The 15,354-nt window shown below is 74.5% G+C and carries 13 protein-coding genes; 9 read left to right on the plus strand and 4 right to left on the minus strand.

Annotated features, from left to right (window positions below; all coding sequences use genetic code 11):
• Positions 1-13: 13 nt before the first annotated feature.
• The 3 genes from AC5K6T_RS19960 to AC5K6T_RS19970 form a co-directional block, all read right to left on the minus strand.
• Positions 14-1,711 carry a BACON domain-containing protein gene (locus AC5K6T_RS19960; RefSeq protein ID WP_493210925.1) on the minus strand — a complete coding sequence of 566 codons (1,698 nt, stop codon included), beginning with the start codon at positions 1,709-1,711 and terminating at the stop codon, positions 14-16.
• 1,295 nt (positions 1,712-3,006) lie between these two features.
• Complete coding sequence (locus AC5K6T_RS19965) at positions 3,007-3,489, minus strand: hypothetical protein (RefSeq protein ID WP_493210927.1); 483 nt, start codon at positions 3,487-3,489, stop codon at positions 3,007-3,009.
• A gap of 15 nt (positions 3,490-3,504) precedes the next feature.
• Positions 3,505-4,950 (minus strand): NsdA family TPR-like regulatory protein, encoded by a 1,446-nt coding sequence (locus AC5K6T_RS19970; RefSeq protein ID WP_493210929.1) that lies wholly within the window; start codon positions 4,948-4,950, stop codon positions 3,505-3,507.
• Between the two features lie 199 nt (positions 4,951-5,149).
• Between AC5K6T_RS19970 and AC5K6T_RS19975 the strand changes: the two genes are divergently transcribed.
• From AC5K6T_RS19975 to disA, 4 genes are all read left to right on the plus strand, one after another.
• Positions 5,150-5,359 (plus strand): hypothetical protein, encoded by a 210-nt coding sequence (locus AC5K6T_RS19975; protein ID WP_493210931.1) that lies wholly within the window; start codon positions 5,150-5,152, stop codon positions 5,357-5,359.
• A complete protein-coding gene (locus tag AC5K6T_RS19980; RefSeq protein WP_493210932.1) occupies positions 5,356-5,865 on the plus strand; it encodes a DUF6415 family natural product biosynthesis protein in 510 nt (169 codons plus the stop codon). Before AC5K6T_RS19975 ends, AC5K6T_RS19980 begins: the two co-directional genes overlap by 4 nt.
• Before the next feature lie 881 nt (positions 5,866-6,746).
• Positions 6,747-8,156, plus strand: a complete 1,410-nt coding sequence (gene radA / locus AC5K6T_RS19985) for a DNA repair protein RadA (RefSeq protein ID WP_493210933.1) — start codon at positions 6,747-6,749, stop codon at positions 8,154-8,156.
• Positions 8,157-8,236: 80 nt separating this feature from the next.
• Entirely contained in the window at positions 8,237-9,361 is a 1,125-nt protein-coding gene (disA, locus tag AC5K6T_RS19990) for a DNA integrity scanning diadenylate cyclase DisA (RefSeq protein ID WP_493210935.1), read from the plus strand.
• 286 nt (positions 9,362-9,647) lie between these two features.
• Here the strand turns inward: disA and AC5K6T_RS19995 are convergent, their stop codons facing one another.
• On the minus strand, positions 9,648-10,511 hold the full coding sequence (locus AC5K6T_RS19995; protein WP_493210936.1) for a hypothetical protein: 864 nt from the start codon (positions 10,509-10,511) through the stop codon (positions 9,648-9,650).
• Positions 10,512-10,719: 208 nt separating this feature from the next.
• Between AC5K6T_RS19995 and AC5K6T_RS20000 the strand changes: the two genes are divergently transcribed.
• From AC5K6T_RS20000 to cseC, 5 genes are all read left to right on the plus strand, one after another.
• Positions 10,720-11,694 carry an HhH-GPD family protein gene (locus AC5K6T_RS20000; RefSeq protein WP_493210938.1) on the plus strand — a complete coding sequence of 325 codons (975 nt, stop codon included), beginning with the start codon at positions 10,720-10,722 and terminating at the stop codon, positions 11,692-11,694.
• 283 nt (positions 11,695-11,977) lie between these two features.
• Positions 11,978-12,517: a SigE family RNA polymerase sigma factor gene (locus AC5K6T_RS20005; protein ID WP_493210940.1), complete on the plus strand. Its 540-nt coding sequence runs from the start codon at positions 11,978-11,980 to the stop codon at positions 12,515-12,517.
• On the plus strand, positions 12,505-13,182 hold the full coding sequence (locus AC5K6T_RS20010; protein WP_493210941.1) for a hypothetical protein: 678 nt from the start codon (positions 12,505-12,507) through the stop codon (positions 13,180-13,182). Before AC5K6T_RS20005 ends, AC5K6T_RS20010 begins: the two co-directional genes overlap by 13 nt.
• Before the next feature lie 12 nt (positions 13,183-13,194).
• Entirely contained in the window at positions 13,195-13,896 is a 702-nt protein-coding gene (gene cseB / locus AC5K6T_RS20015; protein WP_493210943.1) for a two-component system response regulator CseB, read from the plus strand.
• A complete protein-coding gene (gene cseC / locus AC5K6T_RS20020) occupies positions 13,893-15,338 on the plus strand; it encodes a two-component system sensor histidine kinase CseC (protein WP_493210945.1) in 1,446 nt (481 codons plus the stop codon). Before cseB ends, cseC begins: the two co-directional genes overlap by 4 nt.
• The last annotated feature ends 16 nt before the right edge of the window (positions 15,339-15,354 follow it).

The raw sequence follows: 15,354 nt of genomic DNA on the forward strand, positions 1-15,354 counted from the left end.
CACCGGGAGAGGTCTACGAGGCGGAGGGCGAAGGACTCGGATCGCCGCCGCCGCCGTCGTCGTCCGGCGGCGGCGAGGAGGCCGGTGCGCCGGGAGAGGAACCGCTCGGCGTCGGCTCCGGCGACTCGGGCGGATCACTCGGTGCGGGCGACGCGGACGCCGTGGGCGTGGGCCGGGCCGGCGAGGGCTCCTCGCCGGGCCGCGGCTCCGGCGCGGCCGGGCTCGGCGCGGTGCCGTATCCCTCGATGGTGACCACCACTCCGGCGGGGGCCACCGCCACCCGGGCCTGCCAGGCGCGGGCGGGCTCGCGCAGCGGGTCCACGTACACCCTGACCGTCACCGACTCGCCGGGCCGCAGCGTTCCCGAGGCCCGGCTCAGGTACAGCCACGACGCGCCCGCGGACGCCGACCAGCTCACCGGCCCCTCCCCGGACGCGGTGAGGGTGATCAGTGTGGTGTCGCCGGAGGTCGCGGCCGACACCTCCAGCTGCCCCGGCCCCCTGGTGCCGGCCCCGTTGACGCCGACGACCTCGACGGATACGTCCGGCCCGGGGGTGTCGGCGGTGTCGGGCCGCGTACTGGCGTTGCCGGCGTTCTCGTAACCGCCGCCGCCCCCGTCCAGGTCCCCGGGCCCGTGCTCACGGGTGGCCGAGGCACCGGGCCCCCCACTCTCGCCCTCCCCCTCGTGGGGGCCGCCGCGGTAGGCGGACCACAGGGCGATCACCGGGGCGGCGACCACGGTGGCGACCACCGTCGTCGTCACCGCCCGGGCCCGCAGCCGGTCGCGCCGGGCGGCACGGTCCTTGGGGTCCATGGGGAAGCCGCGCCGGTCGAAGCGCGGGACCGCGGCGCCACGGGCCCGTGGCCGATGCGCCAGGGCGGGCGAGAGCGCGGCGCGCGGCGCCTCCAGTACGGGCAGTTCCTCCGGGGTGACGGTCGCACCGGGCCAGCGGCCGGGCACGGCACGCTGCGCGGCACGGCGGCAGCGCGGACAGTCGTCCACATGACGCACCAGCTCACGGCGGAGCGTGCTGCTGAGCACGAACCGGCTGTCGCCGGTGAGCCGGGCCACCCCCGGACAGGCGCCGCTCTCCACGACGGCCAGCACCGCACGGGTGCGCTCCACCTCGCACGCGGCCGACGCGAGCAGCTCACGGGCCGAGGCCTGATCCATGCCCAGCACGGCGGCCACCTCGTGGGCCGCGAGGTGATGCCGCACCGCCAGCTCCAGCGCCTCCCGCTGCTCCGGGGTGGTGCCGGCCGCCTCCGGCCAGGCGAGCAGGGCGAGTTCGCGCCGCCGCCGCTCCCGGACCTCCTGCGGCACCGCGGGGCCCGGCGGAGCGGGCCGGGGCCGGGGCCCGTGCCGCCCGGCCGCATGAGAGGCCTGACGTTTCTGCTGGGCGTCGGCCATCCTGCGCAGACAGGCCCAGCGGGCCAGCGCGTACAGCCAGGCCCGGCGCTCCCCCGCCGCGTCCGGGGCCCGCGTCCCGCGCCGCTCGGCGAGCGCGAGCACGTCCCCGAGCACGGCGGTGGCCGCGTCGTGGTCGCACAGCACGGACAGGCAGTAGGTGAACAGCCCGTCCAGGAACGGCTCGTAGCGCGCGGGCGTCCGCTCCGCGACCGTCCTGGCCGCACCACGGTCACGCGCCTCCCGGTGCGCCCGGTGCGCGCCGGCGGTGCGGGTCGAGATCTCCGGGCTGCTGCTCATCACCCGTGCGACCGTAGGCGGCGGACACCCCGCCCCTCCGGCACCTTGAGCACATTTACTCCGTACGGGTGAAACGATCCCTCATAAGGGGACACCCCCTGCAATAGGTCGGCCGCCCGCCACCGAGCACTCCGCAGGAGGTGCCGCGTTGCGACGCCGCCCGACCGAAGCGCCGTCGTGGCCGGTCGCGCCGCTCCCCGCGCCCCTCCAAGGCGCCGCCGCACCGCAGCGGACGCCGCCCGACCTGCCCTGGCCCCCGCCCCGGGCAGACCACCCACGACAAGCGCCCCTCAAGGCCCCCGAGCCGACTCGCCCCCCCCACAGCGAGCAGACCCCACGAGCAGCACCCACCACAGGGGCCCCACGGCGGGTCGGCCCCCACGGCCGTGTCGGCTCTCCACGACGGGTCGGCCGCCCACAGCGAACAGCCCCACGGCCCCCGCGAGCAGCACCCACCAGGCGCCCACCACAGAGGCCCACGACGGGTCGGGTCGACCACCCACCGGGATCGACCACCCACGACGGGTCGACCACCCACGACGGGTCGCCCACCCACGACGGGTCGCCCACCCACGACGGGTCGCCCACGGCGGGTCGACCACCCACGACGGGTCGCCCACGACGGGTCGACCACCCACGGCGGGTCGCCCACGACGGGTCGGCCGCCCACGGCGGGAAGGGGACGCGCCGGGGGGTGCCCGCCCGCAGCGTCCGGCACCCACACCCCCCACCACCCCACCCACCCCACCGCCGGACCGAGGACGGACACCCCCCGGCACGGCCCCGACCCACCCACCGACCACCGGCGCAACCCCAGCCACGAGCCCGTGGAGAACCGGGTGTCCCGGGGCATCGCCTACGAGGAGTGCATCAGCCAGATGCGCGACTCCCTGCGCCAGGCCCTCGACGCCATCCCCGTGCAGGAGGCGCGCGCCGCCCACACCGAGGCCGGAGGCTTGGCCGCGAGGGGACCTCACCCCGCAGCAGGCCGAGCTCTGGGGCCGTTTGCGCGGTGCCGAGTTCGCGGCCCGCGTTCTCGACGCCCTGCTGCACACCCTCGCGCTCGACGGGAACAGCGTGCGCCGCCGCGCCGACCTGCCAAGCGCCTGCCCGCGGTGCACTGCTCGGGATCGGATGGACGACGGCGAACAGTACGCGGCCAGGCCCAGGATCGTCCCGTCCACTCGGACGCAGCGACCGACAGTCTCGTCGGGTGGGCAGACGACGACGCGGGATCTCAAGCGGCCAGGGCGGGGCAGCTGTAACAGCGCCGCATCCTAGCTGGCGCCGAGACCTCCTCAGCCGCGGGCTGCGCCGTCTGGCCATACGACGTCCACGGGCAGCCCGCTCTCGCGCGCCTCAAGAACCGTGTCGGCCGTGCCGCCGCCCTTCCCGCTCGGCGGCTCACCGTTCCAGACCGCGACGAGCCGGTCAGCGCGGTGGAGCAGCTCCCGGTTGGCGTCCTCGTACGCTGCTCGGTTGGCGGTCTCGTTGCTCAGCACAACGACTTCGTCGGCAGCAGCGGTCAGGCGGTCGAAGGTGTCGGCATGGTCGGGCTTGACCTTGTTCGCCCGGTAGTCCGTCGAGGGGATGATCGCGACGAGGTGCCCCCCAAGCTCCAGCACCACTTCCGCGAAGAGGGAGTCGGAGCCCTTCGCGATGCACGAGACGCCAGTGAGGTTGTCCGCGTACGGCTTCAGCGTCTCCTCCAACGCGTCGCGCACCAGTGGCGTGCTGCTGGCTGTGAGGTCCATGTGCCCGGTCACGGCGATCGTGGTCACGGCGGGTTAGCTCCTTCAGCTCGACAGGACTTCGCGAATCCGCGTTCGCGCCTCGCTGACCGTACGCGATGCTGAGTGACCGACGGTGTACGGGTACAACTTGCCAAGCTGATCACGCACGCGGTTCGACTGGGTCAGCCCTGCGGCATCAACGGCGCGGTGGGTGTGGGCAACCGCGCTGGAGACATCGCCCATGAGGAACGCGCACTCTGCCAGCCCGATCAGGTCGAGAGCGTGGCTGCGTCCGGCCTCCGCGCCGCGGCTCGCAAGCGCGCTCCGGATGTTCTCCGCCGCTGCCTCCGCGTGCTGCTGCGGGTTGTCGCGGGCCATGTCCAGAAGCCGGCCGCCCGTTACCCCGGCCAGCTCGGCCCCGTCGAAGTATGCGATCCAGTAGGGCTCGTCGCCTCCCTCGGCCGCGGTGAGTGCCTCGCTCGCCTCGCTGGTGGCTCGCCGGAACGCGGCTGTGCGCCCCATGGCCGCGTATGCCCAGGCCTCACGAGTGTGGAGCATGGCCCCAAGGCGCGGCGTGGCCACCGTCCTGGCGCCCTTTTGGGCGAGGCGCACGAGTTCGAGGGCGTCCTGGGGCCGGTCCTGATACAGCATCTGCCGGGCCATGCCCGCCAGCACGTTGGCACCGAAGGCTACGTCCCCGCCAGCATGGGCCGCTCGCAGCGCCAACCGGTAGTAGTCCTGGGCGTGGCGGTGGAACCCTGAGTCCCATGCCATTGTGGCTGCCGTTCCACTGAGGTGAGCCAAGACCCGAAACAGCTTGCGTTCCACGTCGGGGGCCTGGTGCTCTTCGAGGTGGCCGGCGACTTCGTTGAGCTGGCCAACGACAGCCTTGCGGCGCAGCCCCCCGCCGAAGCGGTGGTCCCAGGCCTTGAAGGCGCGTGCCGTGGTCTCCAGTTCCCTGACCTCCCGCGGCCCGATGCGACCTGGTCGCCGCCCAGGTTCAGCTCCCGGTACGGGCTGGAGCCAGCCTTCGAGGGAATCGAGCAGCGCGGCTCCGGATGCGGCAGCGCCGGCGAGGGCGCGCGTGGCTGCACGGCGGTCCATCACGAGGTCGCTCCTGGTCAGGTCGGTGGCCAGACCTACCACCGCCACGGGTTCCCAGGGTGCGTCATCGGACGTCCGTGAGACCGTCGGCGTTTGCAGGTCCGGGGTGTCGTGCTGTCGTTCCCAGGGCTGGTCGGCAAGCCCAACCATGCGCCCGGGGATGCGCAGCCCGTCGGCGATGCGGGAGATCACGTCGAAGCTGGTGACGTGCTGCTGGCCACTGATGATCGTGGAGACCTTGCCGGGCGTGAGCCGGCAGGCTGCCGCGATGCGGTTCTGCGACAGGCCGCCCCACTTCTTGATGAGGGCGAAGGCCGCCGAGAAGTCGTGCTCTGCCAGGGCTCGGCGGACATCCTCGCGTTCGAGGACCTCTGGAGCGAGCAGGCCGGGGGTGGTGGCATCCATGAGGCCAACTTCCGGTGTGATCGTATGCGCTTCGTTGCGCTGTGCCGAACCGGGAAACAAGAGTATTACCGCCTCGGTAACACTCGCTGGTTATCCCCCAGTTACTCGCGAAGGGCGACCCTCGAACCAGGAACAGCAAGGACCCCGGCGACCGTGCTACCGGCCCCGGGGCGTGGCCGGCCCTGCAAGGAGCGTCGACATGACGAACGGTACAACCGCTACCCGCGAACGCGCTTCGGGCGCCAAGCTCACGATCGAGGTCTACAGCGTCAGCCGCTCGGGGGTCGTCTCGCCGCCGCGCGCGACGGTGACCGTGCCGCACGGCTGGGAGCCCCTGCCGGAGCCGCTGAGCACCCGGCTCGCCCCGTGCGCCTGTCCGGTCCACCGGCACGGCGGTACGGCCCGATGACCGCCACCGCAGCGAACGACACCACCGCGGGCGACATCGCCCCGCCCGACGTGGCCACCATGCGGGACGCCGTCGGCCGCCTGCTGCCGCCCCGCTCCGACATGCCCGCCGAGGCGGACCTGGAGGTGCTCACCGGCCTGCTCCGCGGAAGCGTGGAGCTGCTCATCCCGGAGATCGAGCAGGCGGCCGCCGGCCTGTCGCACGATGACGTGCCCCGCTACTGCGCGCTCGCGTGCGTGGGCGAGGCGCGCGGCAAGCTGCGCGCCCGGCCGGAGCCGGGCGCCGAGGGCGCGCTGATCCATGCCCGGAAGCTGGCACGGGTCCTGTCCGCGCTGTGTGACCACTTCGAGAAGATGACCGACGTGCGCATGTGCCTGGCCTGCGATCAGCCGATCACCGCGGCCGACGCGTGGGTGTCGTACGACAGGGTCAGCTCTTCCGGCGGGGCCGCTCACGCGGGCCGCATCCATGACCGCTGCGCCGACCGGGTGCGCCTGTCCCGCTGACCGGCGGCGCCCGCCCCTGGCGGACAGGGGCCCCATGGCGACCGCAGGGCCACGGTCGGCCGGCTCTCCACGACGGGCCGACCACCCACAGCGAGCACCCCACGGCCCCCAACGACAGGCAGGCCCCCACGAGCAGCACCCACCGCAGGGCGCCCACCACAGGGGGCCCACGACGGGTCGGGGCGACCACCCACCGGGATCGACCACCCACGACGGGTCGACCACCCACAGCGAACAGCCCCACGGCCCCCGCGAGCAGCACCCACCAGGCGCCCACCACAGAGGCCCAGGGCGGGTCGGGTCGACCGCCCACCGGGATCGACCACCCACGACGGGTCGACCACCCACGACGGGTCGGCCCACGGCGGGTCGCCCACCCACGGCGGGGGGGTCGACCACCCACGACGGGTCGCCCCATGGCGGGTCGACCACCCACGGCGGGTCGGCCGCCCACGGCGGGAAGGGGACGCGCCGGGGGGTGCCCGCCCGCAGCGTCCGGCACCCACACCCCCCACCACCCCACCCACCCCACCGCCGGACCGAGGACGGACACCCCCCGGCACGGCCCCGACCCACCCACCGACCACCGGCGCAACCCCAGCCACCCCACCACCACAACAGGCCGCCGCAGGCACACACACCCACCAGCACCCACCGACACAACCGACACAACCGACACCGGCACCGGCACCGGCACCGGCACCGGCACCGGCACCACCCACCGACACCCCAGGCACCCCAGGCACCCCAGGCACCCCAGGCACCCCAGGCACCCGCAGGCACCCGCAGGCACCCGCAGGCACCCCACCCAAGCCCAGCCCGACTCAGCCCAACCGCCGGAGGCACCCCGCACTGTCGGAGGCGCCCGCTACCGTTTCCCCATGGCTGCCCGCACCAAGACCACCAAGGACCGCCCGTCCTACCGCTGCACGGAGTGCGGCTGGCAGACGGCCAAATGGCTGGGCCGCTGCCCGGAGTGCCAGGCCTGGGGCACGGTCGAGGAGTACGGCGCCCCCGCCGTCCGCACCACGGCCCCCGGCCGCGTCACCACCTCGGCCCTCCCCATCGGCCAGGTGGACGGCCGACAGGCCACCGCCCGCCCCACCGGCGTCCCCGAACTGGACCGCGTCCTGGGCGGCGGCCTGGTCCCCGGCGCCGTCGTCCTGCTGGCCGGTGAGCCCGGCGTGGGCAAGTCCACCCTGCTCCTCGACGTGGCCGCGAAGTCCGCGAGCGAGGAGCACCGCACGCTGTACGTGACCGGCGAGGAGTCCGCCGGTCAGGTCCGCCTCCGCGCCGACCGCATCGGCGCTCTCGACGACCACCTCTACCTGGCCGCGGAGACCGACCTCTCCTCCGTGCTGGGCCACTTGGACGCGGTGAAACCGTCACTCCTCGTCCTGGACTCCGTACAGACCATCGCCTCCCCCGAGATCGACGGTGCCCCGGGCGGCATGGCCCAGGTGCGCGAGGTCGCCGGGGCGCTGATCCGCGCGTCGAAGGAGCGCGGCATGTCCACCCTCCTGGTGGGCCACGTCACCAAGGACGGCGCCATCGCGGGCCCCCGCCTGCTGGAGCACCTGGTGGACGTGGTGCTGCACTTCGAGGGCGACCGGCACGCCCGGCTGCGCCTGGTGCGGGGCGTGAAGAACCGGTACGGGGCCACCGACGAGGTCGGCTGCTTCGAACTGCACGACGAGGGCATCACCGGCCTGGCCGACCCCAGCGGCCTGTTCCTGACCCGCCGTGCGGAGCCGGTGCCGGGCACCTGCCTGACCGTCACGCTGGAGGGCCGCCGCCCGCTGGTCGCCGAGGTGCAGGCGCTCACGGTCGACTCGCAGATCCCGTCGCCCCGCCGCACCACCTCCGGCCTGGAGACCTCCCGGGTGTCGATGATGCTGGCCGTGCTGGAACAGCGCGGCCGGATCAGCGCTCTGGGCAAAAGGGACATCTACTCCGCGACGGTGGGCGGAGTGAAGCTGTCCGAGCCCGCGGCGGACCTGGCGGTCGCCCTGGCGCTGGCGTCGGCGGCGAGCGACACTCCGCTGCCGAAGAACCTGGTCGCGATCGGCGAGGTGGGCCTGGCCGGCGAGGTCAGACGAGTCACGGGGGTCCAGCGCAGGCTGGCCGAGGCGCACCGGCTGGGCTTCACCCACGCCCTGGTGCCGGGCGACCCGGGGAGGGTTCCGCCGGGGATGAAGGTGCTGGAAGTGGCGGACATGGGGGACGCGCTGCGGGTGCTGCCGCGCTCCCGTCGCCGAGAGGCCCCCCGGGAGGCGGAGGACCGCCGGTAGACTTTGCCCTGGTCTCGCCCGTCCGTACGAACCGAGTGCGCATACGGGGGCGCCCCAGAACCCGCGACCGGAGGAGTGCAGTGGCAGCCAACGACCGGGCAGCAGCTCCCGGAAAGTCCGGTGGGAGTGCCGGTTCCGATCGCCTGATGCGCGCCTCCCTGAGCGCCGTCGCACCGGGGACGGCGCTGCGCGACGGCCTGGAGCGGGTGCTCCGCGGCAACACCGGCGGTCTGATCGTGCTGGGCTCGGACAAGACGGTCGAGACGATGTGCACCGGCGGTTTCGTGCTGGACGTGGAGTTCACCGCGACGCGGCTGCGGGAACTGTGCAAGCTCGACGGCGGCATCGTGGTGTCCTCCGACCTGTCGAAGATCCTCCGGGCGGGTGTGCAGCTCGTCCCGGACCCGACGATCCCGACGGAGGAGACCGGCACCCGCCACCGCACGGCGGACCGCGTGTCGAAGCAGGTCGGCTTCCCGGTGGTGTCGGTCTCGCAGTCGATGCGGCTGATCGCGCTGTACGTGGACGGCCAGCGGCGTGTCCTGGAGGACTCCGCGGCGATCCTGTCGCGCGCCAACCAGGCCCTGGCGACGCTGGAGCGCTACAAGCTCCGCCTGGACGAGGTGGCGGGCACGCTGTCGGCGCTGGAGATCGAGGACCTGGTGACGGTCCGGGACGTCTCGGCGGTGGCGCAGCGCCTGGAGATGGTGCGCCGCATCGCCACGGAGATCGCCGAGTACGTGGTCGAACTGGGCACGGACGGCAGGCTGCTGGCCCTGCAGTTGGACGAGCTGATCGCGGGCGTGGAGCCGGAGCGTGAGCTGGTGGTACGGGACTATGTGCCCGAGCCCACCGCCAAGCGGTCCCGCACGGTCGACGCGGCGCTGGCCGAGCTGGACGCGCTGACGCATGCGGAGCTGCTCGAACTGTCCACGGTGGCGAGGGCGTTGGGTTACACCGGCTCACCCGAGACGCTCGACTCGGCGGTCTCTCCGCGCGGCTTCCGCCTGCTCGCGAAGGTCCCCCGGCTGCCGGGCGCGATCATCGACCGGCTGGTGGAGCACTTCGGCGGGCTGCAGAAGCTGCTCGCGGCGAGCGTGGACGACCTCCAGACGGTGGACGGCGTGGGCGAGGCCCGGGCCCGCAGCGTCCGGGAAGGCCTCTCCCGCCTGGCCGAGTCCTCCATCCTGGAGCGCTACGTCTGACCGCGCGCCGCACCACGACGGCGCGGCACACACCCCACGCGCCCCGGCCCGCTCCCGCCCCGAGGGCGCGGGGACCCGCACGCCGCACCGCGACGGCGCCGCACCACGACGGCGCGGCACCCGGCGGCGTGCACTCCACCCCGGCACACCACCCCGGCACGCCGCCCCGGCGCTCCGCCCCGGCATTCCGCTCGGCCGGCCCGCCGGCGGGACAGCGCCCCCGAGGGGCAGGGCGAACCGCGCGCAAGCCCCCCTCGGCACAACACCCCCGCCCGCAGCGGAGCGCTCAGTCCGCCTTCAGCACGAACGACGTCTGAGCCGTGGCGAACCCCGCGGCCCGAGCCTCCACGAGGTACGTCCCCGCCGGGGCCACCCCCGCCGGAGGCGTCCCGCACCCGGGAGCGCCGGCCCTGCGGTCCCACCGCACGGTGTAGGTGATGCTGCTGCGGGCGGGCACCCGGTACACCAGGCTGGACGCCCCCTCGGGGCAGTCGGCCGACGACCAGTACGGGTCGTCGCCGGAACTGTCGCCGTCCGCCTGAGTGACCGTCACCACCGTGTTCCGGGGCCCGAGATCGACCTTGCAGTCCCCGCCGGAGGAGTTCTTCGCGGTGATCCGGAAGACGGGCGTCTGGTCGGGCGAGTAGGTGTTGTGCAGGCTGCGCAGCGTCAACGTCACCGCGTCGGCGGTGCACCGGGGCAGCGCGGAACCCGCGGGGAGCGTACCGACGGCCCCGCCACCGCTGTCGACGGCGCCACCCGCGGCCCCGGACCCCCCGGAGCCGGCTCCGCCGCCGCCCTTGTCCCCGTCACTCGCATCACCGCCGGACCCCGGGCCGCTCCCGGCCCCGTCCCCGGCATCCGACCCGGAACCCGCCCCGGCACCTCCGTCCCCGTCGCCACCCGACTCATCACGCCCGCCCGGCGCCTGACTGATCGCCGGCCCGGACCCGGAGGGCCCCGGCGTGATGGTGGAAGGGGAGGGATTCTTGCCGTTGGCTCCGCCGGCGCTGTCCCTGCCGCCGCCCCCGGAGGTCATGACCCAGGTCACCAGCAGCGCCAACAGGGCGAGCATGGACAGCAGAACGGCCCTCCGTCGCCAGTAGATGGAGGAGGGAAGCGGCCCGACCGGATTGCGCAGAGATCCCACGGCGCAAACTGTACGAGAGATCGGCGCCGCAACCTGCCCCACCCGCCGTCGAGAGCATCAACTTTTCCGGATCATCATCCCGGCCCCGCCACCCCCGCGTTCGCGATCGCGCACCGTGCGCCCCGGGCCACGGCACAGCGGCGCGGACCGGGGACGGGGTGGCGGTCCCCCCGACCCCCCACCTCCGCATGGCAGGATCGGAAACGCCATGACTGCGCCCACGAAGCCCCCGCACAGCACGCCACCGCCCCACGAGCCGGCCGACGCGGCAGCCTCCCGCGGGACGGAGCCGCACTCTGCGGCCCCCCGCGGGACGGAACTGCACGCCCCGGTCATCGGGTGGTTCGAGGAGAACGCCCGCGACCTGCCCTGGCGGCGCCCGGAGGCCGGCGCGTGGGGCGTGATGGTCAGCGAGTTCATGCTCCAGCAGACACCGGTCAGCCGCGTCCTGCCGGTGTACGAGCAGTGGCTGGCCCGCTGGCCGCGCCCGGCCGATCTGGCCCGCGAGGCCCCCGGCGAGGCGGTCCGCGCCTGGGGCCGGCTGGGCTACCCGCGCCGCGCGCTGCGGCTGCACGGCGCGGCCGCGGCCATAGCGGAGCGGCACGGCGGTGATGTGCCCTCCGACCACGCCCAGCTGCTCGCGCTGCCCGGCATCGGCGAGTACACGGCGGCCGCGGTGGCGTCGTTCGCGTACGGGCGGCGGCACGCGGTGCTGGACACCAACGTGCGGCGCGTCCTGGCGCGCGCGGTGACGGGCGTGCGCTATCCGCCGAACGCCACCACGGCCGCCGAGCGCCGGCTGGCCCGCGCGCTGCTGCCCGAGGACGAGGGGACGGCGGCTCGCTGGGCGGCCGCCTCGATGGAGCTCGGCGCACTGGTGTGCACGGCGAAGAACGAGAGCTGCCACCGCTGTCCGATCGCCGCCCGGTGCGCCTGGCGGCTTGCGGGCAAGCCGGAGCACGAGGGCCCGCCGCGCCGGGGGCAGACGTACGCGGGCACCGACCGCCAGGTGCGCGGCAAGCTCCTGGCCGTGCTGCGCGAGGCGACCACGCCGGTGCCCCGGGCCGCGCTGGACGCGGTGTGGCACGAGCCGGTGCAGCGCGCCCGCGCGCTGGACGGCCTGGTGTCGGACGGGCTCGTCGAACCGCTGCCGGGCGGCGTGTACCGGCTCCCGTCCGCCTGACCCGGCGCCACAACCGGACCGCCGTCCCCGAGCGCACCACGGCTGCACCGTCGCACAGCCCCGCCGCAGACAGACCCCGCAGCCCACACCCCCCTCCCCGCACAGCACCGAACTTCGACAATCCGGGACATTCCGTCACCACGGCCTGCCTCCGCCCTCCTTCTGTTACACAACCGACGGACAGCCGCGCGCTGTCCGCAGGCTCGCTCGCACAGCCTCGTGACAACGCCTCCGTAGCTTCGTGGGCAGTTCAGGAAACGGGGACAGCGGGAGGCGGAGGACCATGGCGCAGGGCGAGGTGCTCGAGTTCGAGGAGTACGTGCGTACCCGGCAGGACGCGCTGCTGCGCAGTGCCCGCCGGCTCGTCCCGGACCCCGTCGACGCCCAGGACCTGCTCCAGACCGCGCTGGCCCGTACGTACGGCCGCTGGGAGGGCATCGCCGACAAGCGGCTCGCGGACGCCTACCTGCGCCGCGTGATGATCAACACGCGGACCGAGTGGTGGCGGGCGCGCAAGCTGGAGGAAGTGCCGACCGAGCAGCTTCCGGAGACCTGTGTGGACGACTCCGCCGACCAGCACGCGGACCGGGCCCTGCTGGTGGACGTGCTGCGGGTGCTCGCCCCGAAGCAGCGCAGTGTGGTGGTGCTGCGACACTGGGAGCAGATGTCCACGGAGGAGACGGCGGCCGCCCTCGGTATGTCGGCCGGCACCGTCAAGAGCACGCTGCACCGGGCCCTGGCGCGGCTCCGCGAAGAGCTGGAGTCCCGCGACCTCGACGCACGCGCGCTGGAGCGTGAGGAGCGGGAGCGTTGCGCGGCCTGACCGGTGAGGGGTCCCCAGCGGGCCGGGACGACGTGGCACGGCCCGCCCGCGCCTGTCGGGCGGGGTGGTCCGCGGGAGCGGCGGCGGCCGGGCTGGCCGTGCTGGTCTCCGCGTGCGCCACCGGCGGCACCGGCACCCGCGACGAGGGCCCGGCGCACGCCGACACCGTGGCGGGCGCGGCGGCGTCCCCGTCCGCGCGGGCCACGGCGACACCGCGGGTGGACGCGGTGCGGCTGGTGCAGGAGGACCCGCTGGTCTCGACGGCCGTGAAGCAGGGGCTGCGGCCGTGCGCGGGCGACAGGTACCCGGTCGACGTCTCGTACGGCGAGCTGACCGGCGGCCCCGTCGACGACGTGGTGATCAACGTGCTGACCTGCGGGGACACCGTGGGAGTGGGCGCGTACGTGTACCGCCGCGAGGGCGGCGGCTACGAGAACGTCTTCCGTGTCGAGGAGCCCCCGGTCTACGCCGAGATCGACCGCGGCGACCTGCTGGTGACCAAGCAGGTCTACGACGCGGGCGACCCCGTCACCGACCCGTCCGGCGAGGACGTGATCACGTACAGCTGGACGACGGACCGTTTCGTCGCCAGTCACCGCTGGCACAACGACTACGGCACGACCGCCGGGCACGAGGAGTCCGTCCCGGCGCCCGAGAGCAACTGACGGAGCATCCGGATGGCAGACCAGACCCACGTGCTGTTCGTGGAGGACGACGACGTCATCCGCGAGGCCACCCAGCTCGCCCTGGAGCGGGACGGCTTCGCGGTCACGGCCATGCCCGACGGTCTGTCGGGCCTGGAGGCGTTCCGGGCGCGCCGCCCGGACATCGCGCTGCTGGACGTGATGGTGCCCGGCCTGGACGGGGTCAGCCTGTGCCGCCGGATCCGCGACGAGTCGACGGTCCCGGTGATCATGCTGTCGGCGCGGGCCGACTCCATCGACGTGGTGCTGGGCCTGGAGGCGGGCGCCGACGACTACGTCACCAAGCCGTTCGACGGGGCCGTCCTGGTGGCGCGGATCCGGGCGGTGCTGCGCCGCTTCGGACACGCGAGCGGCGGCCCGCGGCCTGTGGAGCGGGTCGGCGAGCCGGGCGGCGTGCTGAGCTTCGGCGACCTGGAGGTCGACACCGAGGGCATGGAGGTGCGCCGGGCCGGCCGGCCGGTCGCGCTGACTCCCACGGAGATGCGGCTGCTGCTGGAGTTCTCGTCCGCGCCGGGGACCGTGTTGTCCCGGGACAAGCTGCTGGAGCGCGTGTGGGAGTACGGCTGGGGCGGCGACACCCGCGTCGTCGACGTGCATGTGCAGCGGCTGCGGACCAAGATCGGCCAGGACCGCATCGAGACGGTGCGCGGCTTCGGCTACAAGCTCAAGGCGTGAGCGGGCCGGAACGGGGCGCGGGCCGGCCGGCCCGGCTCGCGGGCGTGGACCGCCGCCGCACCCGGATCGCCCCGCAGGTCGCGCGGCGTCTCGCACTCCGCTTCGGGGCCGGCCCGCACCCGGGCTCGTACCCCTTCCTCCGCACCGGCCTGCGCTGGAAGCTCAGCGCCGCCATCGCGCTGGTCGGCGCCCTGGTGGCGGTGGTGCTCAGCCTGGTCGTGCACAACGCGGCCCGGGTGTCGATGCTGGACAACGCGCGGGACCTGGCCGACGAGCGCGTCCGGATCGCGCAGCGCAACTACGAGCTGAACGGCCGGCCCAACTTCCCCAGCGTCGAGGTGGACGACCCGGACCTGCCGGCCGAACTGCGGGAGAAGGTGGAGCGCGGCCGCCGTGCGACCTACGTGTGCGACCACGACGGGCCGCCGGAGATCTGGGCGGCGGTGCCGGTCACGGACGGCCGCGTGCTGTCCCTGCACACCGGCTTCCCCGACCGCAGCGCGGGCATCCTCAAGGATCTCGACCGGGCGCTGGTCATCGGCTCGATCGCGACCGTCCTGGGCGGCAGTGCGCTGGGGGTGCTGATCGGCGCGCAGCTGTCCAGCCGGCTGCGGAAGGCGGCCTCGGCCGCCAACCGGGTCGCCAACGGCGAGACCGACGTGCGGGTGCGGGAGGAGATCGGCGGAGTCGTCCGGGACGAGACGGACGACCTCGCGCGGGCGGTGGACGCGATGGCGGACGCGCTGCGCCGGCGTCTGGAGGCGGAGCGGCGGGTCACCGCCGACATCGCGCACGAGTTGCGCACCCCGGTGACGGGGCTGCTGACCGCGGCCGAGCTGCTGCCGCCGGGCCGGCCGACCGAACTGGTGCTGGACCGGGCGAAGGCGATGCGCACGCTGGTGGAGGACGTGCTGGAGGTGGCCCGGCTGGACGGCGCCTCGGAGCGTGCGGAGCTGCAGGACATCCTGCTGGGTGAGTTCGTCGCCCGGCGGGTGGCGGCCAAGGACCCGGACGCCGAGGTGCTGGTCGTGCACGAGTCGGAGGTGACCACCGACCCGCGACGCCTGGAGCGGGTGCTGTTCAACCTGCTGGCCAATGCCGCCCGGCACGGCCGGCCGCCGGTCGAGGTGACCGTGGAGGGGCGGGTGATCCGGGTCCGCGACCACGGGCCCGGCTTCCCCGAGGACCTGCTGGCTCAGGGGCCGAGCCGCTTCCGCACCGGCAGCGAGGACCGGGCCGGGCGCGGGCACGGTCTGGGCCTGACCATCGCGGCGGGCCAGGCCCGGGTGCTCGGCGCCCGGCTGACCTTCCGCAACGTCCGGCCGCCGGGCGCCCCGGACGGGGTACCGGCCGACGGCGCGGTCGCCGTGCTGTGGCTGCCGGAGCACGCCCCGACCAACACGGGCAGCTACCCGGTGCTGCCCCTGCCCGGGGACCGCTGAGCCGGCGCGGCGGGTC

It is taken from the genome of Streptomyces sp. B8-7 (assembly GCF_058833805.1).